Raw genomic sequence first — 22,717 nt, forward strand, 5'->3', positions numbered from 1 at the left:
TCAGTCCTCGCCTCGCACCATCGTGAAGAATTCGACCTTGGTCTGCGCGGCCACGCGCGCCTGGCGCTCGACGCGTTCGGCGCGTTCGCGCGCCAGCGGCCCGATCAGCTGGGCCTGCACCGTGTCGTGCCAGTCGGGCAGTTGCAGCAGGGCGTCGGCCACGGCGGCCTGTTCGGCGTGGCGCAGCGAGCGCCCCTGCACGTAGGCAATGCCGACCACGCCGTTGTCCAGGCTGACGGCGCAACGCGTGACCGTCATTTCGCCCAGGTTGAAACGTCCGCCGGTGCCGCCGCTGCGGGCCCGCACCATGGCCATGCCGGTCTGCGCCGGGCGCAGCATCTGGTGGGACGGCAGGCCGCCCAGCGAGCCGAAGGCCCCGTCCAGCATGGCCGGATCGGCCAACGCCAGCACCCGCATCCAGGCAGCCCGCTGCGCGTTGGCCTCGCCTTGCGCTGTGTGTCGATGATCCATTATTTCCTCTAAACGTCTAGACGACCGGATGGAGTATGATCGCGTTCACAACGAAGTTCAACAGCCTGGCGTGAATTTTTGATGACAGTTGCGGCGGGGACGCATCGCCTATCCCGCGCCCGCCGCTTGGTGCACAATCACAGCCATTCTTGATGAAGCTGATATGACAGCGCGAGCACATCCCATGGTTGAAAGAGGTTCCGGCATTGCCGTGTGGCGGCAGATTGGCGAGTCTTTGGCGGACGACATCCGCAACAAGCTCTATATGGCGGGCGAGCAGCTGCCGTCCGAGCCCGAACTGGCCGCCAAGTTTTCCGTCAATCGCCATACCATCCGGCGCGCCATGGGCGAACTGGAACAAAGCGGCCTGGTCCGCATCGAGCAGGGCCGCGGCACCTTCGTGCAAGAGCACGCCATCGACTACGCGATCGGCAAGCGCACCCGCTTTTCCGAAAACCTGCGCAGCCAGGGTGTGCTGGGCCACCTGGAAACCCTGGGCAGCCAGACCCTGCGCGCGGCCGACGTGGCCAAGCACCTGGGCCTGGCGCGCACCGCGCCGCTGTTGCGCGTGCAATTGGTGGGCAAGGCCGAAAACCGCCCCATCAGCGCGTCCGAGCACTACTTCGACGAAAAGCGCTTTCCCGATTTCGCCGACCGCCTGACCGCCTTGAAGTCGGTATCCAAGGTCTATGCCCACTACGGCATCGGCGACTACACCCGCAAGTGGTCGCGCATTACCGCCGCCCTGCCCTCGCCCGAAGTTGCGCGGCTGCTGGGCCAGCCCAAGACGCGCCCGATCCTGCAGGTCGAAGCCCTGAACATCGACCAGGCCGGCGCGCCGTTGCAATACAGCATCACCCGCTTCGTCGGCGACCTGGTGCAATTGATGGTGACCGACGAAACCTGAACTTCCCGCGGCCTCGGCCGCGGCAGTGCGATTCCACTCATCTAGACATCTGGTTGTAATGCAACACCGCTAACGTCCCAGTCATGAACCAAGCACACGCCCCCTCGCCCCTGGCCGGTGTCACAGGCCAACGTATCCTGACCCCTCGCGGCATCGAGCACGCCAGCCTGCGCTTTCACGCAGGACTGATCGACGACGGCGGCGGCACGGCCGCGCGCGGCGCGTCCTGGTTCGACGCCGGCAACCTGCTGGTGCTGCCGGGCATCGTCGACCTGCATGGCGACGCCTTCGAACGCGCCATCATGCCGCGCCCCAGCGTCACCTTTCCGTACGACGGCGCCTTGTTCGACGTCGACCGCCAACTGCTGGCCAACGGCATCACCACCGAATTCCACGGCGTCACGCTGTCCTGGGAAGGCGGCCTGCGCGGCGAGGCCTACGCCGAACGCATGTTCGACGCGCTGGAACGCATGCGCCACATCATGGGCGCGCGCCACTACGTGCACCTGCGCTTCGAGACCCACCACGTCGGCGGCGTCGAGACCGCCCAGCAATGGATCCGCGACGGCCGCGTGCGCTTCGTGGCGCTGAACGACCACCTGCCCAGCATGGCCCGCCGCCTGGGCGACGACCGCAAGCTGCTGCAATACGCCGACCGCGCCGAGTGCGACCTGGACACCTTCCAGGCCCGCATCCGCCAGGCGATGGGCGCGGCCGATTCCGTGGCCGACGCCATGCGCGAACTGACCGCCTGCGCCCAGGCGGCCGGCCTGAAGGTCGCCTCGCACGACGACCCGGACGCCGCCACCCGCCGCTACTACCACCAGCTGGGCTGCGGCGTGGCCGAATTCCCGCTGACGCGCGAAGCGGCCGGCGTGGCGCGCGACCTGGGCAATTCCGTGGTGTTCGGCGCCCCCAACGTGGTGCGCGGCGGCAGCCATACCAACGCCCCCAGCGCCACCGAGATGATCCGCGCCGGCCTGTGCGACATCCTCACGTCCGACTACTACTACCCCGCACCGCTGGCCGCCGTGATGCGCCTGGCCCACGACGGCGTGCTGCCGCTGGAACAGGCCTGGAACCTGGTGTCGCTGAACCCGGCGCGCGCCGCCGGCTTGCAGGACCGTGGCCTGCTGGCCCCTGGCCTGATCGCCGACGCCATCGTGGTGGACGACCAGGTGCCCGGCCTGCCGCGCGTCTGCGCCGCGATCGTGGGCGGTGAATTGCGCTATGCCACCCGCGCCTTCGGCGACGACCACAGCCAGCGCATGGCCGCCTGATCATGCCGCTGGCTCACCGTTACGCCCTGTACCTGGCCCCCACCGGCCCCTGGCGCGACCTGGGCAGCCGCTGGCTGGGCCGCTGCGCCGACACCGGCGCGGCCCTGCCGCCGCTGCCCGGCCAACCCGACGCCGCGTCCGACTGGACCCGCGCGCCGCGCCACTATGGCCTGCACGCTACGCTCAAGCCGCCGTTCCGCCTGCGGACCGGCACCGCGCCCGAAGACGTCGATGCCGCGGCGCGCCGCCTGGTGCAAGACGGCAGCGCCTTCGCCATCGAACTGGAATGCGAACCGCTGCGCGGCTTCCTGGCCTGGCGCGTGGCGCCGCAAGATGCCGACGGCCATGCCCGCATCCACGCGCTGGCCGCGGCCGCCGTGCGCGGGCTGGACGAACTGCGCGCCCCGCCCACGGCCGACGAACTGGCCCGCCGCCAGCCGCACACTTTGCCGCCCGAGCAGCAGGCCATGCTGGCGCGCTGGGGCTACCCGTACGTGTTCGACACCTTCACCTTCCACATCACGCTGACCGGCAAGCTGGAAGGCGCCGCGCTGGCCCAGGCGCAGGCCGCGATAGCCGCCTTTGCAGACCCGTTGCGCGGCCAGGCCATGCCGGTACCGGGCGTCAGCGTCTATGTGCAGCCGCAAGCGGGCGCGGATTTCATCGCCGCACGCCACTACGGGTTCGACGGCACGCACACCGATGCCGCCGGCGCCGCCTGGCTGCAAGGGCCGACCGCCGCATGAATCCGCCCGCCCCCGCCAGCGGCGCCCGCCTGGTCTACCTGATGGGCGCCTCGGGCAGCGGCAAGGACACCTTGCTGCGGCTGATGCGCGCCCGCCTGCGCGGCGACGAACCCGTGCTGGTGGCACACCGCTACATCACGCGCGACAGCGGCGCCACCGAAGACGCGCTGCGCCTGACCGTCGAGGAGTTCGCCCGCCGCGCCGCGCTGGGCTGCTTTGCGCTGCGCTGGGCCAGCCATGGCCTTTTCTACGGCATCGGCATCGAGGTCGATACCTGGCTGGACTGCGGCGCGGCCGTCATCATCAACGGCTCGCGCGCACATCTGGCCGACGCGTACCAGCGCTATCCGGCGCTGACCGCAGTCGAAATCACGGTCGACCCCGCCCGGCTCGCGCAGCGGCTGGCCGAACGCGGCCGTGAAACGCCCGAACAGATTGCGTCGCGCCTGGCGCGCGCGGCGCAGGACTTCGGCGTGCCCGAGGGCTGCCGCCTGCTGCGGGTGGGCAACAACGGCGCGCCGGAAGCCGCGGCGGCCGAACTACTGGATATCGCCCGGGACCGGCTGGCCGCCTGAGGCGGGCGCACACAGTTCCAGCAGTATCTCGGAAAACCGGTCTTCCGCCGCCAGCGCCTGATCGCGGCGCCGCCGGATCAGGTTGATCGGCGGCAGTTCCCAACCGAAATCCCACGGCACCATGCCCAGCTTGCCGCGCTGGCAGATCTCGCGCGCGATGTCTTCCGGCACCACGGACATCAGCGCATCGTTGGCGCTCAGCATGCCTTCGATGACGTCGGTGGAATAGGCTTCCAGCACCGGCGACGGCGACCGCAGGCCGGCGCGGATGAAATGCTCGACGATCAGCTGTCGGGTCGGCGTGTTGGCGGCCGGCAGCACCCAATCCATCTCGGCCAGCCCTGCCCAATCCGGCTTGCGGCGGGCCAGGCGCTGCGCCAGCCGGCTGTGCGCGATCAGGCGCGGCCGCTGGCGGTACAGCACGCGGTGGCTCAGGTCGTCCAGCGCCACGGTCGACGTGGCGCGGCTGATGATGCAATCCAGCTCGTGCCGCCGCAGCATCGGCACCAGGTGATCGGTGGTGGCGCGATGCAGCGTCAGCGTCACGCCATGGCGCTGGTGCAGCCGGCTGATCGCCGCCGTCAGCAGCGCGCTCGACACATACGGCACCACGCCCACGTGCAGGTGGGCGGCGCGGCCATCGTGCAGCGCGGCGACCTCGCGCGCCCACACGTCCAGATCGTTCTGCAGGTGGCGGGCGCGCACCAGCGCCAGCTCGCCCAGGGGCGTGGCTTGCAGGCCGCGGCCCGTGCGCAGGAACAGCGGCGCGCCGAAGATGTCTTCCAGTTCGGCCAGCGCCTTGGTCGCCGCGGGCTGGCTGATCCCGGTGGCCGCCGCCACGCGCGTCAGCGTGCCGTGCCGGGCAATGTTGGCCAACAGCACCAGGTGCCGCTGCTTCAGGCGGTTGGCAAGGCGAGAGGGGTCCCAGATCACGGCGCAGTCCTATAACCAATTGGTTATTCAATTATGCCAACAAAGCCTTTATCAGTTATTTCGTGATCCTATACTGGGCCCGTTCACCGCCGCCTGCCGACCCGATCACCCATGTCCACCCCAGCCTTCACCACCCGACCTGAAATCCGCGGCACCTTCGGTGTTGTCTCGTCCACGCACTGGCTGGCCTCGCAAGTGGCCATGAGCGTGCTGGAGCGCGGCGGCAACGCCTTTGACGCGGCGGTGGCGGGCGGCTTCACGTTGCAGATCGTGGAGCCTCACTTGAACGGCCCGGGTGGCGAAGTGCCGATCCTGTTCTGGAGCGAGACCGAAGGCCGCATGCGGGCGCTGTGCGGCCAGGGTCCCGCGCCGGCACTGGCCACGCCCGGCTACTTTCGCGGCCTGGGCGTGGACCTGGTGCCCGGCATCGGCCTGCTGCCTGCCACGGTGCCCGGTGCGTTCGGCGCCTGGCTGACCCTGCTACGCGACTACGGCACCTGGGAACTGGCCGACGTGCTGCGCCCGGCCATCGACTACGCCCGCAACGGCTTTCCGCTGGTGCCGCGCATCTCGCAGGCCATTCTGGCGGTGCAGGCCCTGTTCCGCGACGAATGGACCAGTTCCGCTGCCGTGTGGCTGCCCGGCGGCCGCGTGCCCGCGCCCGATGCGCTGATGCGCACGCCGGCCATCGCCGCTACCTACACCCGCATCCTGGACGAGGCGCATGCCGCGTCGACCGACCGCCGCGGCCGCATCGATGCCGCGCTGGACGTCTGGTATCGCGGCTTCGTGGCCGACGAGATCGACCGCTACTACACCCACGAGGCAGTGCGCGACACTACCGGCCAGCGCAACCGCGGCCTGCTGCGCAAGGCCGACCTGGCCGACTGGCGCGCCCGCTACGACGAGCCGGCCACGGTCCAGTATGGCCGCTACACCGTGGCCAAGTGCGGGATCTGGTCGCAAGGCCCGGCGCATTTGCAGCAACTGGCGCTGCTGCGCCACCTGGACCTGGGCACCGACCCGTGCTCGCCGCAGTTCGTGCACCACGTGGCCGAGGCCGCCAAGCTGGCTTTTGCCGACCGCGCCGTCTGGTATGGCGACCCCGACTTCGTCGACGTGCCGCTGGCCGACCTGCTCAGCGACGAATACGCCCGAACGCGCGCCGCCACGATCGGCCCGCGCGCCAGCGACACACTGCGCCCCGGCAGCCCCGGCGGCCGCGCGCCGCGCCTGCCCGACCTGGGCGCGGCCGTGCGCACGCTGGCCGCGTCCGACACCCGCTTCGGCGTGGGCGAGCCGACGTTTGCCGCGCTGCCGCCCGTGGCCGAATGGGCCGAGCGCGAGATTTTCGTGGGCGACACCTGCCAGATCGACGTCATCGACCGCGACGGCAACATGGTGGCCGCGACGCCTTCGGGCGGCTGGCTGTCGTCCAGCCCGGTGGTGCCCGGGCTGGGCTTTCCTCTGACCACGCGGCTGCAGATGACCTGGCTGGACGAAGGCGTGCCCGGCCAGCTGCAACCGGGCAAGCGGCCCAACACCACGCTGTCGCCCGGCCTGGTGCTGCGCGACGGCCAGCCCTACATGGCGTTCGGCACGCCGGGCGGCGACCAGCAGGACCAATGGACCGTGGCGTTCTTCCTGCGCCACGCGCTGGGCATGAATCTGCAGGAAGCCATCGAGGCGCCGTCCTGGCACATCGATCACTTTCCAGGTTCGTTCTGGCCGCGCGCGCTGACGCTGAACCGATTGACGGTCGAAGCGCGTTTGCCGGAGCACACCGTGCAGGCCTTGCGCGACGCGGGCCACGAGGTGCGCGTGGGGCCGGACTGGTCCGAAGGCCGCATCAGCGCCTGCACCCGCGAACCCGCCGCCGGGGGCGGCCTGCTGCTGCGCGCGGGCGCCAATCCGCGCGGCATGCAGGGCTATGCCGTCGGCCGCTAGCTTGCCCGTACTGACTGCCCGTATCGACCGCCTTTACTGACTGACCAAATTTCCATCCAGCCGGCGCCCAGACCGGCCACATTGCAAGGGGTAAACACCATGAAGCTCATCCAACGACTGCTGCGCGCCTGCACCCTGGGCGTCGCCCTGGCCGGCCCGGCCCTGGCGCATGCCGCCTGGCCCGAAAAGCCCATCACCCTGATCGTGCCGTGGGCCGCCGGCGGGTCCACCGACATCCTGGCTCGCGTGCTGTCCGAAGGGCTGACGCAATCGCTGGGCCAACCGGTCATCGTCGAGAACCGCTCGGGCGCATCGGGCAACATCGGCACCACCTACGTGGCCCGCGCCAAACCCGACGGCTACACGCTGCTGGTCGGTTCGATGAGCACGCACACGATGAACCAGGCGCTGTATTCCAGCATGCCGTTCGACGGGGTCAAGGACTTCACGCCCATCGCCGAACTGGCGCTGGTGACCAACACCATGGTGGTGCACCCGTCGGTGCCGGCGTCCAACCTGAAGGAATTCATCGCCTACGCCAAGGCCAACCCCGGCACCGTCGCCTATGCGTCGGCCGGCCAGGGGTCGACCAACCATCTCAGCGCCGCGCTCTTCGAGAAGGCCGCGGGCGTGAAGATGATGCACATCCCCTACCGCGGCGGCGCGCCCGCCGTGATGGACACCGTGGCCGGACGCACGCAGGTGCTGTTCAGCGCCGGCACGCAGACCTTGCCGCACGTGCAGACCGGCAAGCTCAAGCTGCTGGCCGTGACCGAAGAGCAGCGCTCGCCGCTGCTGCCCGACGTGCCCACGGTGGCCGAAACGTTGCCCGGCTATGAACTGTCGGTGTGGTACGGCGCCTTCGGCCCGGCCGGCATGTCGCCGGAACTGACCGCCCGCCTGAACCAGGAAATCAACCGCATCCTGAAGCGGCCCGACGTCATCAAGAAAATGGCCGACATGGGCGTGCTGTTGATGGACACCACGCCGGAACAGTTTTCAAAGGTGCTGGCGCGCGATGCCGACAAGTACGGCAAGCTCATCAAGGAACTGGGAATCACCGCCGAATGAGTACGCTTTTGGACACCGCCGGCGCTCTCGACCGCCTGGAGCAGGCCTACGCCGACGCATCGGCGCAAGCGGCTTTCGCCGCCGTCGACGCCCATGCGCATGACGTGCTCGGCCATACGCTGTGCACCATCAACCGCCACGATGCGGCCCAGATGCGCGTGGTGCGCCTGTACAGCTCGAACCCGGCGGCCTACCCGCCCGGCGGCAGCAAGGACAAGCGCGGCACCGCCTGGGGCAATCACGTGCTGCTCGAATGCCAGCTGTTCGTTGGCGAAGGCGAAGCCGCCATCCGCGAGTTCTTCAACGACCACGATGCCATCCGCGAGCTGGGCTTGCAGTCGGTGATCAACGTGCCGGTGGTGCATGACGGCGCCTGCCTGGGCACCGTCAACTTCCTGATGCCGCGCGCCGCGCTGTCCGCGGCGGACATCGCCGCCGCGCGGCTGGCGGGCCTCTTGGCCCTGCCCGCTTTCCTGACGCTGGCGCCGGACTGACGCCCGCGCCGGGCCGGGGTTGCAACCCCGGCCAAGCCTAGATCAGCGCGCGGCGGATGCGCGAGGACGCCATGTCGATCACCACCACGAACGCGACGATGATGATCATCACCGCGCAGGTCTCGGCATAGCGGAAGCTGCGGATGATTTCCCACAGCACGGTGCCGATGCCGCCCGCGCCCACGATGCCGACCACCGAGGCCGAACGCACGTTCGATTCGAAGCGGTACAGCGAATACGAGATCCACAGCGGCAGCACCTGCGGGATCACGCCGTAGACGATTTCCTCCAGCGCATTGGCACCCGTGGCGCGCACGCCTTCGACGGGCCGCGGGTCGATGGCCTCGACCGCCTCGGAAAACAGCTTGGCCAGCACGCCGGTGGTGTGCACCCACAGCGCCAGCACCCCGGCGAACGGGCCCAGGCCGACCGCCACGATGAACAGCATGGCGAACACCATTTCATTGATGGCGCGGCAGGCATCCATCAGGCGCCGCATCGGCTGGTAGACCCAGGCCGGCACCATGTTCGACGAGCACAGCAGGCCCAGCGGCACCGCCAGCACGATCGCCAGGAACGTGCCCCACACGGCGATCTGCACCGTCACGACCATCTCGTCCAGGTACATGCGCCAATCGCGGAAATTGGGCGGGAAGAAGTCGGCGGCGAACTGCGCCATGTTGCCGGAGTCCCGCAGCAGGTCCAGCGGCCGCATGTCGGCGCCACGCCAGGACATCACCAGCAACGCCAGCACGATGGCCCATACGAGCAGGACCGGCAGCGACGAGCGCGGCGCGGCGGAATTACGGGAAGTGGGCACGGCCAGGGTCATATCGATTCCAGGTAGAAAGTGCGATGCGCGCGCGCCGGCGCCTGCAATCAGGCGCCGGCGCGCGCGGCATCGTTACTGCTTGGCCGTGGCCGGTTGGCCCAGGCTGGCCAGCTTGCGGTCCAGTTCGGCCAGCTGCTTCTGCTTTTCGGCCTGGCTGATGGTGGCGTCGCCTTCGACCTTGGCCTTTTCGCGGGCCAGTTCGATCTGGCGGATCGGCACCAGTTGCTGGTTGTCCGACGCGCGGAAGCCCTGGTAGGTCAGCGCCTTCAGGTTGGCCATTTCACGCTCGGCGTCCTTGCCCTTGCCGTAGTTCACGAAGAAGTCGCGGATCTTGGCCTTCATGTCGGCCGGCAGGTCGGTGCGCATGACCAGGGGATCGGCCGGGATCAGCGGCGACTTCCACAGGATGCGCACGCTGTCGTTGGCGTCCTTGCCGGTGTTCAGGCGATAGCGCTCCAGCGCTTCGGTGTTGTTCACGGCCACGTCCACCTGCTTGTTGATGACCGACAACAGGTTGGCTTCGTGGTTGCTCGAACGCACCGTCTTGAAGAAGGTCTTGGGTTCGATCTTGTTGGCGGCCCACAGGTAGTAGCCGGGCACGGCGGTGCCGGACGTCGAGTTGGGATCGCCCGCGCCGTAGCTGAGCTGGCCCCGGCGCTTGAGCACGTCGTCCAGCGTCTTCAGGTCGCTGTCCTTGTTGACGATCAGCAGCGACCAGTAGCCCGGGTTGCCGTCCTTGTCGATCACCGAGGCGAACACTTCGCCGTTGGCGCGGTCCACGGCCTCGATGGCGGCCTTGTTGCCGTACCAGGCGACCTGCACCTTGTTGAAGCGCATGCCTTCGATGATGCCGGCGTAGTCCGACGCGAAGAAGGGCTTGACCGGCACGCCGATGGCGCGGCTCAGGTCGTCGATGACCGGCTGCCAGACCGACTTCAGGTTGGTCGACGATTCGGTCGAGATGATGCCGAAGTTCAGCGGCTTGGCGTCCTGGGCGTGGGCTTGCGTGGACAGGGCGGCAGCGGCGATCAGGGCACAAAAGGTTCTGCGTAGCATTGGAAAGCTCCGGGTAGGAAAGCGGGGGGTCAAGCGGCGTAGGCCTGTTGGGAAAGCGGCGCCAGGCCGGGCAGCGGCGTGACCGGCGGCGAGTATTCGGGAAGCAGCTCGCTCAGTTCCGAGCCGTACAGGTCGCGCAGCATGGCGGGCGTGAGGTCGGCCGACGGGCCGTCATAGACCACCTTGCCGTGGCGCAGCGCCACCACCCGCGGGCAGTAGCGCAGGGCCACGTCGACCTGGTGCAGCGACACCACCACGGCCACCTTGCGGGTGCGGTTGATCTGCGCCAGCGTGTCCATCACGCGGCGCGACGATTCCGGGTCGAGCGAGGCAATCGGTTCGTCGGCCAGGATCACGCGGGCGTTCTGCACCAGCGTGCGGGCGATGGCCGCGCGCTGCTGCTGGCCGCCGGACAGCGTCGAGGCGCGTTGAAATGCATAGTCGTCTATACCAACCTGGGCAAGCGCGTCGAGCCCTTGGCGGACTTCGGCGCGCAGGAACACGCGGATCAGGCTGCGCCACATCGGCACGCGCGGCAGCATGCCGGTCAGCACGTTGGTGATCACCGGCAGGCGGCCCACCAGGTTGAATTGCTGGAACACGAAGCCGATGCTGGCGCGGGCAGCCCGCACATTGCGCGACAGGCGGCCGTTGCGCTGGATCAGCTGGCCGTTGACGGTCACGCTGCCCTGCCCGGCGTCACCGGCCACGAAGCCGGCCAGGTGGCGCAGCAGAGTGGATTTGCCCGAGCCCGAGGCGCCCAGCAGCGCCACCATTTCACCGTCGGCCACGCGCAGGCTGACGTTGTCCAGCGCCAGCGCGCCGGGATGGAAGGATTTGCTCAGGCCTTGCACTTCGATGGCGGTTGTCATCGTCGAATCCCCTTGGGTAGTTCATGGGCGCATTCTGTTTTCGCGGCATGACAGCGCGATGACCTGACGATCGAATCATTTGGCGGAAAATGGGGGCATGGCAACCGACTGAAAGACATCCGTCATATAAGGCCGCGCCGCTGTCGCAAGCCGCGGGTATATTCAAGGAATCCCCCCTTCCGCCAGGCGCTCATCATGATCAAAGGTTCCTGCCTCTGCGGCCGCGTTGCCTACGAAATCAGCGGCCCGCTCACCGACGCCCTCAATTGCCATTGCGCCATGTGCCGCAAATCGCACGGCGCGGCGTTCCGCAGCCGAGCCACCGTCCAGGCCAAGGACTTCGCCTGGACCAAGGGGGAAAACCACGTGACCTGGTACTGCTCGTCGCCGGGCAACTACCGCGGCTTCTGCGAGGCTTGCGGCACGCCGTTGCTCAGCCGCTTCGACCAGACCCCGGACATCTACGGCCTGCCGCTGGGCGCGCTGGACAACGATCCGGGCGTCAAGCCCGGCGCGCATTGCCACGTAGCCAGCAAGGCGCCGTGGTTCGACATCACCGACACCCTGCCCCAATACCCCGAGGCCTACGAGAGCGCCGACGCCGAGTTGCCGCACGCGGTGACCTGAATATTCAACCCAGGGGTTGAACTTCTGGCGAAAAGCGGGCTATATTCAACCCTATGGTTGAACTTATGCCCACCCCCACCCTGGATGCCGTCTTTCGCGCGCTGGCCGACCCCACGCGGCGCGAGATGCTGCGCAGCCTGGCCGAGGGGGACCGCAGCATCGGTGAACTGGCCGCGCCCCTGCGCATGAGCTTTGCCGGCGCCTCCAAGCACGTGCAGGCGCTGGAACGGGCCGGCCTGCTGCGGCGCACCGTCAAGGGCCGCAACCATGTCTGCAGCCTGGAACCGGCCCCCATGGCCGAGGCCATGCAATGGCTGCGCTTCTATGAACAATTCTGGTCCGGCAAGCTGGACGCGCTGGCCGCCGCGCTCGCCGCCCACACGCCCCCGGCCAGTCCCCAAGGAGAGCAACATGAGTGAATACGGCGTCGTCACCGGCCCCGAGTCCCTGACCTTCACCCGCGTCCTGCCCGGCAGCGTCGAGCGCGTCTGGGCCTTCCTGACCGAATCCGACAAGCGCGGCCAGTGGCTGGCCACCGGCGACATGGACCTGCGCGAAGGCGGCGGGGTCACCCTGCGCTTCGTGCACGCCGACCTGTCGTCCGTGGCCGAACCCACGCCCGAGCCCTACAAGCCCTACGAAAACGGGGTCACCACGCACGGCGTCATCACCCGCTGCGAGCCGCCGCGGCTGCTGGCCTTCACCTGGGGCGGTTCGCGCGGCGAACCCTCGGAAGTCACGTTCGAACTGTCGCCGCAAGGCCATGACACCCTGCTGGTGCTGACCCACCGCAAACTGGCCACCCGCGAGGACATGGTCGACGTGGCCGGCGGCTGGCATGCGCACCTGGGCGTGCTGTCCGCCCGACTGGCCGGCCGCAGCCCGGGCGGGTTCTGGTCGGCGCTGCAACGCTGGGAAGCCGACTACCAGGCGCGCATCCCGGCGCGCTGACCGCCTTTGGCTCGGGCCGTTGGTCCGGGCCGTGGCCCGGCCGCGCCGCCAGCCTGCCTGGCCGGCGCGGCCGAGTCGTTCAATAGCAACTATCACGCCCTGGCGACGGATAAAAACTGGCTAAATATTGCGCTTTGCAGTAACATAAGTCCGTGATTTTTCCGCAAAAACCGGGCTTTTTTCACTCTGCGTGCCAACCCTGTGGTGGCGGGTCGGAACGGCAACCGGTTTTCTTGGGCGAAACCTACGACTGTCCCGCAGCGCATTGCAGCACCCCGCGCCGCCCGGCACTGCAGCAGACGCTCCAACCCGCTTCTTCCGGCAACGCGCCACAAGCGCCGACCCGCGACCAAGCCGCGCATCGCGCGCACACAGCCCTCGCGGCGCGAGTATCCGTCATTTCAGACATCCAATCGGGATGCCGTGGCCCCTACCCGCGCTTGCCCGGACGTTTTACGTTCAAACCGCTGGACCTGGATTTCAGGGTCCAACGCGCCCGCCGCCCCTGCGGCGCGCCTTGCCGACGGCATGGCGGCGCGTAACGATCAAGGAGTAGAAAATGGCTAAAGAAGAACTCATCGAATTGGATGGCATCGTTGACGAAGTGCTGCCCGATAGCCGCTACCGCGTCAAACTGGACAACGGCATCGAAGTCGGCGCCTACGCCTCGGGCCGCATCCGCAAGCACCGCATCCGCATCCTGGCGGGCGATCGCGTCACCCTGGAAATGTCGCCGTACGACCTGACCAAGGGCCGCATCAACTTCCGCCACAAGGACGAGCGCGCACCCGCGCCGCACCGTCCCCAGCAGTACCGCCGCTAAAACGCCCGGCTCCGGGCCGGCCTGTGCGCCGGCCCCCACCGCTTGCTTCAGCCCGGGCAGCCCTTAACCTTGCCCGCGCCCTGCCGTAGTAATGCAGAAGACCCCGGTTCATGAAAAAATGGCGCCCAGCCGCCAGGCCCGGCGGACCACGCACGAAGCAAGATGGATCTGACACAGGAATTGAAAGAAGCCGCTGACCAGCTCTCTTTGACGCGAAGACGATTCGCCAAGGGAGAAGAAGGCCTGCGCCTGCTTCATCAATCGCGCGAGGCGTTCATCAACAGCCTGCGCAACACCGGCCTGACCTACGCCGAAGCCAAGACCAAGTACGACAATTGCCTGGATGAGCAGGAAGTGCAGCTGCACGGCATGCTGGACCAGATGATGTATGCCGAGCGCATGCACCAGTTCGTGCTGCACCGCATCGCCCTGCAACAGCCGGCCGCCGCGCCGGCCGCGCCCGAGCCGCAGGCGCAAGCCGTCACGGCCTGACTTTCATCCCGGCGCGCCCATGCGCGCCGTGCATCAGGGCTTGAAGGCGCCGATGAAGATCGCGGGGTCGACCCGCGCATCGTTCAGGCTGACATTCCAGTGCAAGTGCGGGCCGGTTGCCCGGCCGGTGGCCCCGACTTTTCCGACCAGGCCGCCGCGGGGCACCTCGTCGCCCACCTTCACGTCGATGGCCGACATATGGCAGAACATGCTGACGAAGCCCTGCCCGTGGTCCAGGAAGACGGTCTTGCCGTTGAAGAAGTAATCCCCCACCAGCGACACCACGCCCGCGGCCGGCGCCTTGATCGGCGTGCCCGCCGGCACGGCGAAATCCAGCCCGGAATGCGGATTGCGTTCTTCGCCGTTGAAAAAACGCCGCAGCCCGAACGGGCTGGACAGGCGGCCGCCGGTGACCGGACGATCCAGCAACACGTTGCTGGGCGTGACGCCGGCGCGATAGGCGCGGTTGGCGGCGCTTTGCTCGGCCATCTCGCGCTCGATGCGCTTCATGTCGTCGGGGTCCGGGTTGACCTGGCGCGGGTTCTTCAGCGTGATGTGCTGCGCCACGTATTCCTTGGCGCGCACCGTGAAGGCCACCTGGCGCGTGGCGTTGCCGTCGCGCACCGAGATTTCCTGCGCGCCCGGCTTGACCGCCAGCGGGATGCCGACGACGGCGATCCATTGCTTGCCGTCTTCGCGCACGACCAGCACGCGGCGGTCGCGGTAGGTGACTTCCGGGGCGCGGGGGCCATCGCCCAACGCCAGCACGGCCACGCCGCCCGGCACCGGCGCATTGAGCTTGCGGGTGATGAAGCCAGTTTGCGCGGCGGCGGCTTGCTGCGCCCGGGCCGGCAGGCCCAGGCACACGGCGGCCGCGGCCAGGCCCAGCCGCAGCATGTCTCGGCGTTGCGGCATCACTGTTGCAGGCACAGGTTGGCCGGTTCGATCAGGCTTTGATCGCGACGCGTGATGCGGGTGGACAGGCGGGCTTCGGTCTTGCCCTTCCAGGTGGTGGTGGTCAGCACGGCCTCGACGCCCAGGCTGTCCTGCTGGATCAGTTCAAAGCCGTTGCGCACCGCCTTGCGTTCGAAATTCACGCCGATGCCCTTCCAGGCCGAGGCGACGCAATTGGTATAGTCCTCGGCCGAGCGTTGGGTGGACCCGTAGAACACCGGATCGCGGTCGCGCACGTCTTTGACGTTGGCGCAGGCCGACACGGCGAGCAGGACGGCGGTAAGGGACAAGGCGGTACGGACCTTCATGGGACGGCTCTCTGGCTGGGGGTGAAAAAGGGGGCGGCCAACTATACCGCAGCGTCCCCGGGGGCTGGCTGCGGGCGGCGCGCCGATTTCGGGCGGAAGGCGGCGATGACCTCGGGGCGGGTCTCGGCATAGGGGCCGCCGATCAGGTCGATGCAGTAAGGAATGGCGGCAAAGATGCCCGGCACCAGCGTCGACCCGTCGTCGGCCTTCAGGCCTTCCAGCGTTTCGCGGATGGCCTTGGGCTGGCCCGGCAGGTTGACGATCAAGGCGGCGTGCGACGGCCGCTCGCGGATGACGGCAACCTGCCGCGACAGGATGGCGGTGGGCACGAAACGCAGGCTGATCTGGCGCATCTGTTCGCCAAAACCGGGCATTTCCTTGGTGCCGACGGCCAGGGTGGCCTCGGGCGTGACGTCGCGCCGGGCGGGGCCGGTGCCACCGGTGGTCAGCACCAGGTCGCAGCCGCAGGTGTCGACCAGTTCGATCAGCGTGTCGGAAATGCGCGCGGGCTCGTCAGGAATCAGGCGGTCCACCGCCTGCCAGGGCGAAGCCAGGGCGCCGCCCAGCCATTCACGCAGGGCGGGCAGGCCCTGGTCCTGGTAGGCACCGGAAGAGGCGCGGTCGGAAATCGACACCAGGCCGATGATCAGTTCGTCGGGGTGGCGGCGGGCGATTCGGGTAGGGGTAGTCATGACAGGATGCTATCGCATTCTTTGGCGGCCGAGCCGGGCATGGACGCGGCCCGGCGGGCCGCAGGTTGTCGCAAAAAGGGGAATCCGCGGGCACCCTCGGGTTTGCGCGCTTGTCTCGGTCATGGCGCCTGGATAACATCCGCTCACAATCCGATCCCTCACTTGAGACGCGCGCCGCGCCTTCCTGGTTCCTCATGTTCAAACGCACCCTTGGGCAGCATGCGCTGGCGGCGGCGCTGGCCCTGGCCGTCGCCGTGGCCGCCGGCTGGGGCGCCTGCCATTCGCTGGCCCTGCGGACCGGCCCGGCGCCCGCCGCATCGGCCGGCGTGTACATCCACAACCTGGGCAACACCCTGGCGGACCAGACCCGCAACCTGTCGCGCCTGAGCCAGGCGCTGCGCACCGGCGACCGGCTGGTGGTGCTGGGTTCGTCCGAACTGACCAGCACCGACCTGCGCTTCGTGCCGTACCGCTTCCTGGCCGACGAATTGCAGATGCCGGTCATGGCCTACGGCCATTCCGGTTTTCAGTCGCTGGGGATGCAGCTGGTGCTGGCCGCCCTGGCCGACGACCTGTCGCCCGCTTCGCGGGTGGTGGTGATGGTGTCGCCCGGCTGGTTCGACGGCGATGGCGGCCTGGGGCCGGACGAATTCCGCGAGCATGCCAATCCCCTGCTGCCCCGCCTGCTGCGCCAGCCCGAAGGCCGCGAGCAGGTGGCGAGCTGGCTGCGCGACAAGGGCGACGCCCGCGTCGCCTGGTCGATGGCCTCTGAACAGGCCTATGTGTTCCGCCAGCGGCTGGTCGACCTGTGGACGCCGGCCTACGCCGCCCCGGCCCCGGAAAGCGAAACCGTGGGCCCCGGCGCCGCCGCCCGCGTGGTGGACTGGGATGCCCTGGCGCGCGAGGCGCAGGATGCCGAGCAGGCACAGATGGCCCGCAACCGCTATGCGGTGCGCGACGATTTCTTCGACAAATACCTGCAAACGGTGCCGGCGGGCGGCAAGACGGCCTTCCAGCCGCAGCCGCTGACCGGCAAGGACGAACTGCGCGAGCTGGCCGCGCTGATGCAGCTGCTGCGCAACCACGGCGTGAATGCGCTCTTCGTGATGCAGCCGCTGCACCCGCTGGTGTTCAAGGACCTGGACCGCTTCACCCCGATCCAGCACGAGGTCAACGCCCTGTGCGCCCGCTACGCCATGACCTGCATGGACATGTATGGCGCCCCCTACGAGGTCGGCACCCTGCGCGACGTGCAGCACCTGGGCGAACTGGGCTGGCTGCGGGTCAACCAGCGCATCGCCGAGGTATTCCGGCCATGATGCCCCTCATTTTCCCCCTGGCCGCGGTGCTGGCCGCCAAGAAGGGACCGCGATGAAGAAAACCCTGTGGCTGTGCCTGCTGTACCTGGGGCTGCTGGCGGTCATGATGATCCAGGCCGACACGTCGGCCAACCTGGGCAAGCCGATCGAGATCGAATTCCAGTATCAGAAGTTCTAGGGCTGCCGCCCGGGGCGAAGTTGCGCCAAGCAACCAGGGACGGGTCACAAATCTGTAATAATCTGGGCCTCGCCGGAACCTCTCCCCGCCCTCCATGTTCTCCCTCTTCCATGGCCTAGACCTCTGGGTCGGCCTCAGCCTTGCGCTGGCCCTGACGTTCGTCCTGGCCTTCGAATTCATCAATGGCTTTCATGACACGGCGAACGCCGTCGCGACGGTCATCTACACCAAAGCGATGCCGCCGCACCTGGCGGTGGTGCTTTCCGGGATCTTCAACTTTCTGGGCGTGCTGCTGGGCGGCGTGGGGGTGGCCTACGCCATCGTCCACCTGCTGCCGGTGGAACTGCTGATCAACGTGGACACGGGGCGCGGGCTGGCCATGGTGTTCGCCATGCTGGCCGCCGCCATCGCCTGGAACCTGGGCACCTGGTATTTCGGCATTCCGGCGTCCAGCTCGCACACGCTGATCGGATCGATCCTGGGCGTGGGCCTGGCCAATGCCATGATGACCCACCTGCCCCTGGCGGATGGCGTCAACTGGGGCAAGGCGATCGACATCGGCGCCTCGCTGGTGGTGTCGCCGGTGGCGGGCTTCCTGGTGGCCGGCGGGCTGTTGCTGGCGCTCAAGCGCTGGCTGCCGCTGTCCAAGATGCACAAGACGCCTGAACAGCGCCGCGCCATCGACAATAAAAAGCATCCGCCGTTCTGGAACCGCCTTGTGCTGGTGCTGTCGGCCATGGGCGTGAGCTTCGTGCACGGCTCGAACGATGGCCAGAAGGGCATCGGCCTGATCATGCTGGTGCTGATCGGCATCGTGCCGGCCAACTTCGTGCTGGACACCAACAGCACCACCTACCAGATCGAACGCACCCGCGACGCGGCCACCCACCTGTCCGCCTTCTACCAGCGCAACGAAGCCATGCTGGGCGATTTCCTGGCGCTCAAGCGCGCCGGTTCGGCGTCGGACCTGCCGCGCAATTTCCGCTGCGATCCCGAGCTGACCCTGCCCACCATCGACGCGCTGCAGGCCGACCTGCACGGCGTCAGCAACTATGCCGACCTGCCGGCGGCCAAGCGCATCGACGTGCGCCGCTACCTGCTGTGCCTGGACGACACGGCCAAGAAGGTGGCGCGCATCGAAGGCCTGCCCGCCCGTGAACGCACCGACTTGCAACGCCTGCGCGCCGACCTGACCGCCACCACCGAATACGCGCCCTTCTGGGTGATCGTGGCGGTGGCGCTGGCGCTGGGCGCCGGCACCATGGTGGGCTGGCGCCGCGTGGTGCTGACGGTGGGCGAAAAGATCGGCAAGCAGGGCATGACCTACGCCCAGGGCATGTCGGCCCAGCTGACGGCGGTGGGCGCCATCGGCCTGGCCAACGTGTTCAGCCTGCCGGTCTCGACCACGCACGTGCTGTCGTCCGGCGTGGCCGGCACGATGATCGCCAACAAGAGCGGCCTGCAGGGCGGCACCGTGCGGAACATTCTGCTGGCCTGGATCCTGACCCTGCCCGCCTCGATGCTGCTGGCGGCCGGCCTGTTCTGGGTCGGCGTGCAGATCGCCGGCTAAGGGCCAAAGCCCGTGCCCGCGGCCGCGCGATCCGCGCGGCCGGCGCAACACTCTGGCAACCGCGCCGGGCTATGTCCGGCGCGGGCGCGCCACTACCATGGCGCCATGGCTACCCCTACCCCCACCCTGCATTACATCTATGACCCGCTCTGCGGCTGGTGCTATGGCGCCGCGCCGCTGATCGAGGCCGCCCGCGGCATCGCGGGCCTGACGATCGCGCCCCACGGCGGCGGCATGATGACCGGCAGCAACGTGCAGCCCGTCACCGACGCGCTGCGCCGCTACGTCATGCCGCATGACGAGCGCATCGCCGGCCTGACCGGCCAGGAATTCGGCGTGGACTATACCGACGGCCTGCTGCGCGACCACGGTGCGGTGTTCGATTCGGCCCCGCCCACCACCGCGGTGCTGGCCGCCGAGACGTTGGCCGGCCGCGGCCTGGACCTGCTCAAGCGGCTGCAACGCGCGCACTACGTGCAAGGTCTGCGCATCGCCGACCCCGCCGAACTGCAACGGCTGGCCGAAGACATCGGCCTGGATGCCGAGACCTTTCGCGCGGCCTATGCGCAGGCCGACGGCGAAGCCACCGCGCGCCACATCGCCGACAGCCGCGCACTGCTGACGCGGGTGGGCGGATCGGGCTTTCCGACGTTGGCACTGGAAATGAACGGCGCCTACACCGTGCTGGAACCGGGCCGCTACCTGGGCCGTCCGTCGCAATGGCAGGCGGACCTGCGCGAGCGGCTGAAGTAAACACCGCCGGCCAAGGCCCGCTACGCAAACCCGGTTCAGCCCGAACCGACCGGGCGGCCTGCGTGGCCGCGGCCCGGCATCAGGAATCGCCGATGTCTCCATCGCGCTGCAAGGCGCGGTGCATCGCCGGGCGTGCAGCCAGCCGCTCGGCATAGGCCGAGAACACGGGATTTTCCGGAATCAGCTTCACCTGCATCATGAACTGCAAGCTGCCGCCCAGCACGATATCCACCGCGCTGAAGTGGTCGCCCAGGAAATAGGGCCGCGCCTGCAACACGTGCGCCACCACCTGTTCGACCTCGTCGGCCGACCCCCAGCCCATCGTCCCGCTCTGGTGCGCCGTCTTGAAGGCGCGCTCGGTCATGGCGGGTTCGAAGACGCCGGTGGAATAGGCCAGCCACGTCAGATAGGGCCCGCGCTGCGGGTCGCCGATCACCGGGCCCAGGCCGGCCTGGGGATACAGATCGGTCAGGTACAGCGCGATGGCGGGGGTTTCGAAGATGGGCACGCCGTCATGCACCAGCGCCGGCACCTTGCCGTGCGGGTGGATGTCGATGTAGTCGGGCGAGATATGGCCGGAGCCGTCACGGCGGCGGATCGACACCATCTCGGTATCGTACGGCACGCCCAGTTCTTCCAGCAGCCAGAGTATCCGGAACGACCGCGAACGCGGCGCGTGATAAAGGGTCAGCATGGTCGGTCTCCTGGTGCCGGAAGGCACCTGTCGTTGTCCGACCATTTTGCCGCAGGCCGCCCGGCCGCGGACAGCGTCATTGCGTAGCCGCATCCGTCAAAGCATGACGAGCGGCCCACGACGTATCACGGCCCCGCGGCGCCCCCGGGCTTCAATCGCTGCCGCCCAGCGCGCGCAGTTGCGCCTTCAGGCGCCGCACTTCCTGGCTGAGGTCCAGGATCAGCGCGACAGCATCCAGGCCGGCGCCGAAATCGCGTTGCAGCCGGCGCGCATCCAGCGCGCGCTGCAGGTCCACGCTGTAGAAGCGCCATTGCGCCGGCTGCGGGCCGGCGGCCTCGACGATGCCCACTTCGACCAGTTGCGCGACCCATTCCACTTCGGCGCCGCAGGCGCGGGCCAGGTCGTCGGCGGACAGCGGCTGCGATTTGCCCACCACGGTGGCGCTGGTGATGACGAGTTTCTTCATGATCAGACCCCCAGGTGGCGCCGCGGGTTGAACGGCAGGTCTTGCTGCAGCTTGCGGTAGGCCTCTTTGGCGGCCTCGGTGTCGGCGGGCGGCAGGGCAAGCTCGAGCACCAGGTACAGGTCGCCGGGCGGATCGCCCGGAATGCCGCGGCCGCGCAGGCGCAGCTTGCGGCCATTGCCGGACCCGGCCGGGATCGACACTTCGACGGTGCCGCCCGGCGTGGGCGCATTGACCTTGGCGCCCAGCGCGGCTTCCCAGGGGGCGACGGGCAGCGTCATGTAGAGGTCGCGCCCTTCGGCCCGGTAGCGGGCGTGCGGTTTGAAGCGCACTTCCAGGTACAGATCGCCGTTTTCACCCCCGCCGTAACCGGGCATGCCCTGTCCCGCCAGACGGATGAACTGGCCTTCGCGCACGCCCGGCGGAATGCGCACGCTGAGCGTGCGCGTCTGCACTTGCGGGCGGCCCTGGTCATCGACCTGCATGGACCGCAGGCTGATGTCGCGCGTGGCGCCTTGCAACGCGTCTTCGAGGTCGACCTCGATGGCGGCGTGATGGTCGTCGCCGCGAGCGCGGAATTCCTGCTGTGCGCCCTGGCCGGCCGCGCGGCGGCCACGGCCGCCGAACAGCGACGAGAAGAATTCGCTGAACTGGGCTTCGTCGCCGGGGGCCGCGCCACGGTGAAATTCGAAGCCTTCGTCCCAGCCGGGGGGCGGCTGGAAGCCGCCGCCGGGCGACACGCCCGCGGCAAGGTTGTCGTAGGCCTCGCGTTTTTCCTTGTCGCGCAGTACGTCGTAGGCTTCGTTGACGTCGCGCATGCGCGCCTCGGCGTCGCTTTCCTTGCTGACGTCGGGGTGGTATTTGCGGGCGAGCTTGCGGTAGGAACGCCGGATCTCGTCTTCGGAGGCGCCGCGCTCCACACCAAGAATGCTGTAGTAGTCCTTGAACTCCATTTTCCAGCCCATGGTTAGGGTTGCAGCCAAAGGCGGCTCGCGCCGGATTCGGCCCTGAACATAAAGAAGATAGGGGCTGGCGCCCGATTTTTCAATGCGATTCGACAAGCAGGCCGCTTCGCGCATAATTGCAGGTTACGCCCGGTCGCGCAGGCCGGGCCGGCGGCCCCGCGCCCGTTGCGCCCGGCCACCGCCAACGAACAGGAACCGATCGTGCTGGAAATCATCGACGTCGACTTCAACAACCCGGAACACGGCGCGCAAGTGCTGGCCATGCTCAACGAGTACGCCAGCGGCCCCATGGGCGGCAATTCGCCCCTGCCCGAACATGCGCAGCAGAACCTGATCCCGGAACTGGCGCGCCGCCCCACGGCGCACGCGCTGCTGGCCCGGGTCGACGGCCAGGCGGCCGGCGTGGCGATCTACCTGGAAGGCTTTTCCACGTTCGCCTGCCGTCCGCTGGTGAACCTGCACGACCTGGGCGTGTCGCCGCGCTTTCAGGGCATGGGCGTGGGCAAGCAGTTGCTGGCCGCGCTGGAAACCCGCGCCCGCCAGATGGGCTGCTGCAAGATCACGCTGGAAGTGCTGGAAGGCAACGACGTGGCGCAGGGCCTTTACCGCAAGCTGGGCTTCGAAGGCTATTCGCTGGACGCAGACACCGGCCGCGCCATGTTCTGGCAAAAGAAGCTGGCCGCCTGAGCCATCACGCATTCCAATACCGGGCGCCGCCGCGGCGCCCACCCCCAAGGGACATTC

General features: G+C 68.4%; 28 protein-coding genes. 17 read left to right on the top strand and 11 right to left on the bottom strand.

What is annotated here, in order from left to right:
• Positions 1–471, bottom strand: a complete 471-nt coding sequence (phnG, locus tag HV798_RS16995) for a phosphonate C-P lyase system protein PhnG (protein ID WP_175195414.1) — start codon at positions 469–471, stop codon at positions 1–3.
• Between the two features lie 184 nt (positions 472–655).
• On the opposite strand from phnG, the gene phnF reads away from it, so the two are divergent.
• The 4 genes from phnF (at position 656) to phnN (ending at position 3,979) form a co-directional block, all read left to right on the top strand.
• The gene (phnF, locus tag HV798_RS17000; protein ID WP_025137379.1) at positions 656–1,378 is read left to right on the top strand and encodes a phosphonate metabolism transcriptional regulator PhnF; all 723 of its coding nucleotides are present in this window, start codon (positions 656–658) and stop codon (positions 1,376–1,378) included.
• An 83-nt stretch (positions 1,379–1,461) separates the two neighbouring features.
• Positions 1,462–2,658: an alpha-D-ribose 1-methylphosphonate 5-triphosphate diphosphatase gene (locus tag HV798_RS17005; protein ID WP_175195412.1), complete on the top strand. Its 1,197-nt coding sequence runs from the start codon at positions 1,462–1,464 to the stop codon at positions 2,656–2,658.
• A gap of 2 nt (positions 2,659–2,660) precedes the next feature.
• Complete coding sequence (locus HV798_RS17010; RefSeq protein ID WP_175195410.1) at positions 2,661–3,404, top strand: DUF1045 domain-containing protein; 744 nt, start codon at positions 2,661–2,663, stop codon at positions 3,402–3,404.
• Positions 3,401–3,979: a phosphonate metabolism protein/1,5-bisphosphokinase (PRPP-forming) PhnN gene (phnN, locus tag HV798_RS17015; protein ID WP_175195408.1), complete on the top strand. Its 579-nt coding sequence runs from the start codon at positions 3,401–3,403 to the stop codon at positions 3,977–3,979. The genes HV798_RS17010 and phnN overlap by 4 nt, the downstream gene beginning before the upstream one ends.
• On the opposite strand, the gene HV798_RS17020 is transcribed toward phnN, so the two are convergent.
• Positions 3,944–4,912: a LysR family transcriptional regulator gene (locus tag HV798_RS17020; protein WP_175195406.1), complete on the bottom strand. Its 969-nt coding sequence runs from the start codon at positions 4,910–4,912 to the stop codon at positions 3,944–3,946. The two genes, phnN and HV798_RS17020, sit on opposite strands and share 36 nt — an antisense overlap.
• Before the next feature lie 111 nt (positions 4,913–5,023).
• Between HV798_RS17020 and HV798_RS17025 the strand changes: the two genes are divergently transcribed.
• The 3 genes from HV798_RS17025 (at position 5,024) to HV798_RS17035 (ending at position 8,424) form a co-directional block, all read left to right on the top strand.
• Positions 5,024–6,859: a gamma-glutamyltransferase family protein gene (locus HV798_RS17025; RefSeq protein ID WP_175216479.1), complete on the top strand. Its 1,836-nt coding sequence runs from the start codon at positions 5,024–5,026 to the stop codon at positions 6,857–6,859.
• 99 nt (positions 6,860–6,958) lie between these two features.
• Complete coding sequence (locus HV798_RS17030; protein WP_175194159.1) at positions 6,959–7,930, top strand: Bug family tripartite tricarboxylate transporter substrate binding protein; 972 nt, start codon at positions 6,959–6,961, stop codon at positions 7,928–7,930.
• The gene (locus HV798_RS17035) at positions 7,927–8,424 is read left to right on the top strand and encodes a GAF domain-containing protein (protein WP_175194157.1); all 498 of its coding nucleotides are present in this window, start codon (positions 7,927–7,929) and stop codon (positions 8,422–8,424) included. Before HV798_RS17030 ends, HV798_RS17035 begins: the two co-directional genes overlap by 4 nt.
• A 37-nt stretch (positions 8,425–8,461) precedes the next feature.
• Here HV798_RS17035 and phnE read toward each other — a convergent pair whose 3' ends face one another.
• From phnE to phnC, 3 genes are all read right to left on the bottom strand, one after another.
• Positions 8,462–9,256 carry a phosphonate ABC transporter, permease protein PhnE gene (phnE, locus tag HV798_RS17040; RefSeq protein ID WP_025137371.1) on the bottom strand — a complete coding sequence of 265 codons (795 nt, stop codon included), beginning with the start codon at positions 9,254–9,256 and terminating at the stop codon, positions 8,462–8,464.
• 72 nt (positions 9,257–9,328) lie between these two features.
• Positions 9,329–10,312, bottom strand: coding sequence for a phosphonate ABC transporter substrate-binding protein (phnD, locus tag HV798_RS17045; protein WP_175194155.1), 984 nt, complete (start codon positions 10,310–10,312; stop codon positions 9,329–9,331).
• 29 nt (positions 10,313–10,341) lie between these two features.
• Complete coding sequence (gene phnC / locus HV798_RS17050; RefSeq protein WP_025137369.1) at positions 10,342–11,184, bottom strand: phosphonate ABC transporter ATP-binding protein; 843 nt, start codon at positions 11,182–11,184, stop codon at positions 10,342–10,344.
• Positions 11,185–11,379: 195 nt separating this feature from the next.
• Here phnC and HV798_RS17055 point away from each other — a divergent pair, with 195 nt between their 5' ends.
• The 5 genes from HV798_RS17055 to HV798_RS17075 all read left to right on the top strand — a co-directional run bounded on the left by HV798_RS17055 (position 11,380) and on the right by HV798_RS17075 (position 14,077).
• Positions 11,380–11,811 (top strand): GFA family protein, encoded by a 432-nt coding sequence (locus HV798_RS17055; protein ID WP_175194153.1) that lies wholly within the window; start codon positions 11,380–11,382, stop codon positions 11,809–11,811.
• A gap of 53 nt (positions 11,812–11,864) precedes the next feature.
• On the top strand, positions 11,865–12,230 hold the full coding sequence (locus tag HV798_RS17060) for an ArsR/SmtB family transcription factor (protein WP_175194151.1): 366 nt from the start codon (positions 11,865–11,867) through the stop codon (positions 12,228–12,230).
• The gene (locus HV798_RS17065) at positions 12,223–12,762 is read left to right on the top strand and encodes an SRPBCC family protein (protein WP_175194149.1); all 540 of its coding nucleotides are present in this window, start codon (positions 12,223–12,225) and stop codon (positions 12,760–12,762) included. The genes HV798_RS17060 and HV798_RS17065 overlap by 8 nt, the downstream gene beginning before the upstream one ends.
• A 559-nt stretch (positions 12,763–13,321) precedes the next feature.
• On the top strand, positions 13,322–13,585 hold the full coding sequence (gene infA / locus HV798_RS17070; RefSeq protein WP_006221179.1) for a translation initiation factor IF-1: 264 nt from the start codon (positions 13,322–13,324) through the stop codon (positions 13,583–13,585).
• 162 nt (positions 13,586–13,747) lie between these two features.
• Complete coding sequence (locus HV798_RS17075; RefSeq protein WP_025137365.1) at positions 13,748–14,077, top strand: hypothetical protein; 330 nt, start codon at positions 13,748–13,750, stop codon at positions 14,075–14,077.
• 33 nt (positions 14,078–14,110) lie between these two features.
• Here the strand turns inward: HV798_RS17075 and HV798_RS17080 are convergent, their stop codons facing one another.
• Genes HV798_RS17080 through mog form a run of 3 tightly spaced genes read right to left on the bottom strand, consistent with a single transcriptional unit; the run spans position 14,111 to position 16,031 of the window.
• Entirely contained in the window at positions 14,111–14,974 is an 864-nt protein-coding gene (locus HV798_RS17080) for a peptidoglycan DD-metalloendopeptidase family protein (protein WP_025137364.1), read from the bottom strand.
• 17 nt (positions 14,975–14,991) lie between these two features.
• Entirely contained in the window at positions 14,992–15,339 is a 348-nt protein-coding gene (locus HV798_RS17085) for a hypothetical protein (protein WP_025137363.1), read from the bottom strand.
• A 41-nt stretch (positions 15,340–15,380) separates the two neighbouring features.
• The gene (mog, locus tag HV798_RS17090) at positions 15,381–16,031 is read right to left on the bottom strand and encodes a molybdopterin adenylyltransferase (protein ID WP_051593554.1); all 651 of its coding nucleotides are present in this window, start codon (positions 16,029–16,031) and stop codon (positions 15,381–15,383) included.
• Between the two features lie 194 nt (positions 16,032–16,225).
• On the opposite strand from mog, the gene HV798_RS17095 reads away from it, so the two are divergent.
• The 4 genes from HV798_RS17095 (at position 16,226) to HV798_RS17105 (ending at position 19,851) form a co-directional block, all read left to right on the top strand.
• Positions 16,226–17,350, top strand: a complete 1,125-nt coding sequence (locus HV798_RS17095) for a D-alanyl-lipoteichoic acid biosynthesis protein DltD (protein WP_175194146.1) — start codon at positions 16,226–16,228, stop codon at positions 17,348–17,350.
• A gap of 52 nt (positions 17,351–17,402) precedes the next feature.
• Complete coding sequence (locus HV798_RS31850; protein WP_255358783.1) at positions 17,403–17,528, top strand: hypothetical protein; 126 nt, start codon at positions 17,403–17,405, stop codon at positions 17,526–17,528.
• Positions 17,529–17,622: 94 nt separating this feature from the next.
• A complete protein-coding gene (locus tag HV798_RS17100; protein WP_025137360.1) occupies positions 17,623–19,098 on the top strand; it encodes an inorganic phosphate transporter in 1,476 nt (491 codons plus the stop codon).
• A gap of 105 nt (positions 19,099–19,203) precedes the next feature.
• Entirely contained in the window at positions 19,204–19,851 is a 648-nt protein-coding gene (locus HV798_RS17105) for a DsbA family protein (protein WP_175194144.1), read from the top strand.
• A 79-nt stretch (positions 19,852–19,930) separates the two neighbouring features.
• Here the strand turns inward: HV798_RS17105 and HV798_RS17110 are convergent, their stop codons facing one another.
• The 3 genes from HV798_RS17110 to HV798_RS17120 form a co-directional block, all read right to left on the bottom strand.
• On the bottom strand, positions 19,931–20,545 hold the full coding sequence (locus tag HV798_RS17110) for a glutathione S-transferase family protein (RefSeq protein WP_175194141.1): 615 nt from the start codon (positions 20,543–20,545) through the stop codon (positions 19,931–19,933).
• A gap of 151 nt (positions 20,546–20,696) precedes the next feature.
• Positions 20,697–21,011 (bottom strand): chaperone modulator CbpM, encoded by a 315-nt coding sequence (locus HV798_RS17115; protein WP_025137357.1) that lies wholly within the window; start codon positions 21,009–21,011, stop codon positions 20,697–20,699.
• 2 nt (positions 21,012–21,013) lie between these two features.
• Positions 21,014–21,961, bottom strand: coding sequence for a DnaJ C-terminal domain-containing protein (locus tag HV798_RS17120; RefSeq protein ID WP_025137356.1), 948 nt, complete (start codon positions 21,959–21,961; stop codon positions 21,014–21,016).
• A 213-nt stretch (positions 21,962–22,174) separates the two neighbouring features.
• Here HV798_RS17120 and HV798_RS17125 point away from each other — a divergent pair, with 213 nt between their 5' ends.
• Positions 22,175–22,660, top strand: a complete 486-nt coding sequence (locus tag HV798_RS17125; RefSeq protein ID WP_025137355.1) for a GNAT family N-acetyltransferase — start codon at positions 22,175–22,177, stop codon at positions 22,658–22,660.
• The last annotated feature ends 57 nt before the right edge of the window (positions 22,661–22,717 follow it).

The organism is Achromobacter deleyi (assembly GCF_902859705.1).
GTDB classification, from domain to species: domain Bacteria; phylum Pseudomonadota; class Gammaproteobacteria; order Burkholderiales; family Burkholderiaceae_B; genus Achromobacter; species Achromobacter deleyi.

Excerpts from the sequence above, each read along its gene's own strand:
- phnG (WP_175195414.1), bottom strand. The coding sequence starts at position 471 with ATGGATCATCGACACACAGCGCAAGGCGAGGCCAACGCGCAGCGGGCT.
- phnF (WP_025137379.1), top strand. The coding sequence starts at position 656 with ATGGTTGAAAGAGGTTCCGGCATTGCCGTGTGGCGGCAGATTGGCGAG.
- HV798_RS17005 (WP_175195412.1), top strand. The coding sequence starts at position 1,462 with ATGAACCAAGCACACGCCCCCTCGCCCCTGGCCGGTGTCACAGGCCAA.
- HV798_RS17010 (WP_175195410.1), top strand. The coding sequence starts at position 2,661 with ATGCCGCTGGCTCACCGTTACGCCCTGTACCTGGCCCCCACCGGCCCC.
- phnN (WP_175195408.1), top strand. The coding sequence starts at position 3,401 with ATGAATCCGCCCGCCCCCGCCAGCGGCGCCCGCCTGGTCTACCTGATG.
- HV798_RS17025 (WP_175216479.1), top strand. The coding sequence starts at position 5,024 with ATGTCCACCCCAGCCTTCACCACCCGACCTGAAATCCGCGGCACCTTC.
- HV798_RS17030 (WP_175194159.1), top strand. The coding sequence starts at position 6,959 with ATGAAGCTCATCCAACGACTGCTGCGCGCCTGCACCCTGGGCGTCGCC.
- HV798_RS17035 (WP_175194157.1), top strand. The coding sequence starts at position 7,927 with ATGAGTACGCTTTTGGACACCGCCGGCGCTCTCGACCGCCTGGAGCAG.
- phnE (WP_025137371.1), bottom strand. The coding sequence starts at position 9,256 with ATGACCCTGGCCGTGCCCACTTCCCGTAATTCCGCCGCGCCGCGCTCG.
- phnD (WP_175194155.1), bottom strand. The coding sequence starts at position 10,312 with ATGCTACGCAGAACCTTTTGTGCCCTGATCGCCGCTGCCGCCCTGTCC.
- phnC (WP_025137369.1), bottom strand. The coding sequence starts at position 11,184 with ATGACAACCGCCATCGAAGTGCAAGGCCTGAGCAAATCCTTCCATCCC.
- HV798_RS17055 (WP_175194153.1), top strand. The coding sequence starts at position 11,380 with ATGATCAAAGGTTCCTGCCTCTGCGGCCGCGTTGCCTACGAAATCAGC.
- HV798_RS17060 (WP_175194151.1), top strand. The coding sequence starts at position 11,865 with ATGGTTGAACTTATGCCCACCCCCACCCTGGATGCCGTCTTTCGCGCG.
- HV798_RS17065 (WP_175194149.1), top strand. The coding sequence starts at position 12,223 with ATGAGTGAATACGGCGTCGTCACCGGCCCCGAGTCCCTGACCTTCACC.
- infA (WP_006221179.1), top strand. The coding sequence starts at position 13,322 with ATGGCTAAAGAAGAACTCATCGAATTGGATGGCATCGTTGACGAAGTG.
- HV798_RS17075 (WP_025137365.1), top strand. The coding sequence starts at position 13,748 with ATGGATCTGACACAGGAATTGAAAGAAGCCGCTGACCAGCTCTCTTTG.
- HV798_RS17080 (WP_025137364.1), bottom strand. The coding sequence starts at position 14,974 with ATGCTGCGGCTGGGCCTGGCCGCGGCCGCCGTGTGCCTGGGCCTGCCG.
- HV798_RS17085 (WP_025137363.1), bottom strand. The coding sequence starts at position 15,339 with ATGAAGGTCCGTACCGCCTTGTCCCTTACCGCCGTCCTGCTCGCCGTG.
- mog (WP_051593554.1), bottom strand. The coding sequence starts at position 16,031 with ATGACTACCCCTACCCGAATCGCCCGCCGCCACCCCGACGAACTGATC.
- HV798_RS17095 (WP_175194146.1), top strand. The coding sequence starts at position 16,226 with ATGTTCAAACGCACCCTTGGGCAGCATGCGCTGGCGGCGGCGCTGGCC.
- HV798_RS31850 (WP_255358783.1), top strand. The coding sequence starts at position 17,403 with ATGAAGAAAACCCTGTGGCTGTGCCTGCTGTACCTGGGGCTGCTGGCG.
- HV798_RS17100 (WP_025137360.1), top strand. The coding sequence starts at position 17,623 with ATGTTCTCCCTCTTCCATGGCCTAGACCTCTGGGTCGGCCTCAGCCTT.
- HV798_RS17105 (WP_175194144.1), top strand. The coding sequence starts at position 19,204 with ATGGCTACCCCTACCCCCACCCTGCATTACATCTATGACCCGCTCTGC.
- HV798_RS17110 (WP_175194141.1), bottom strand. The coding sequence starts at position 20,545 with ATGCTGACCCTTTATCACGCGCCGCGTTCGCGGTCGTTCCGGATACTC.
- HV798_RS17115 (WP_025137357.1), bottom strand. The coding sequence starts at position 21,011 with ATGAAGAAACTCGTCATCACCAGCGCCACCGTGGTGGGCAAATCGCAG.
- HV798_RS17120 (WP_025137356.1), bottom strand. The coding sequence starts at position 21,961 with ATGGAGTTCAAGGACTACTACAGCATTCTTGGTGTGGAGCGCGGCGCC.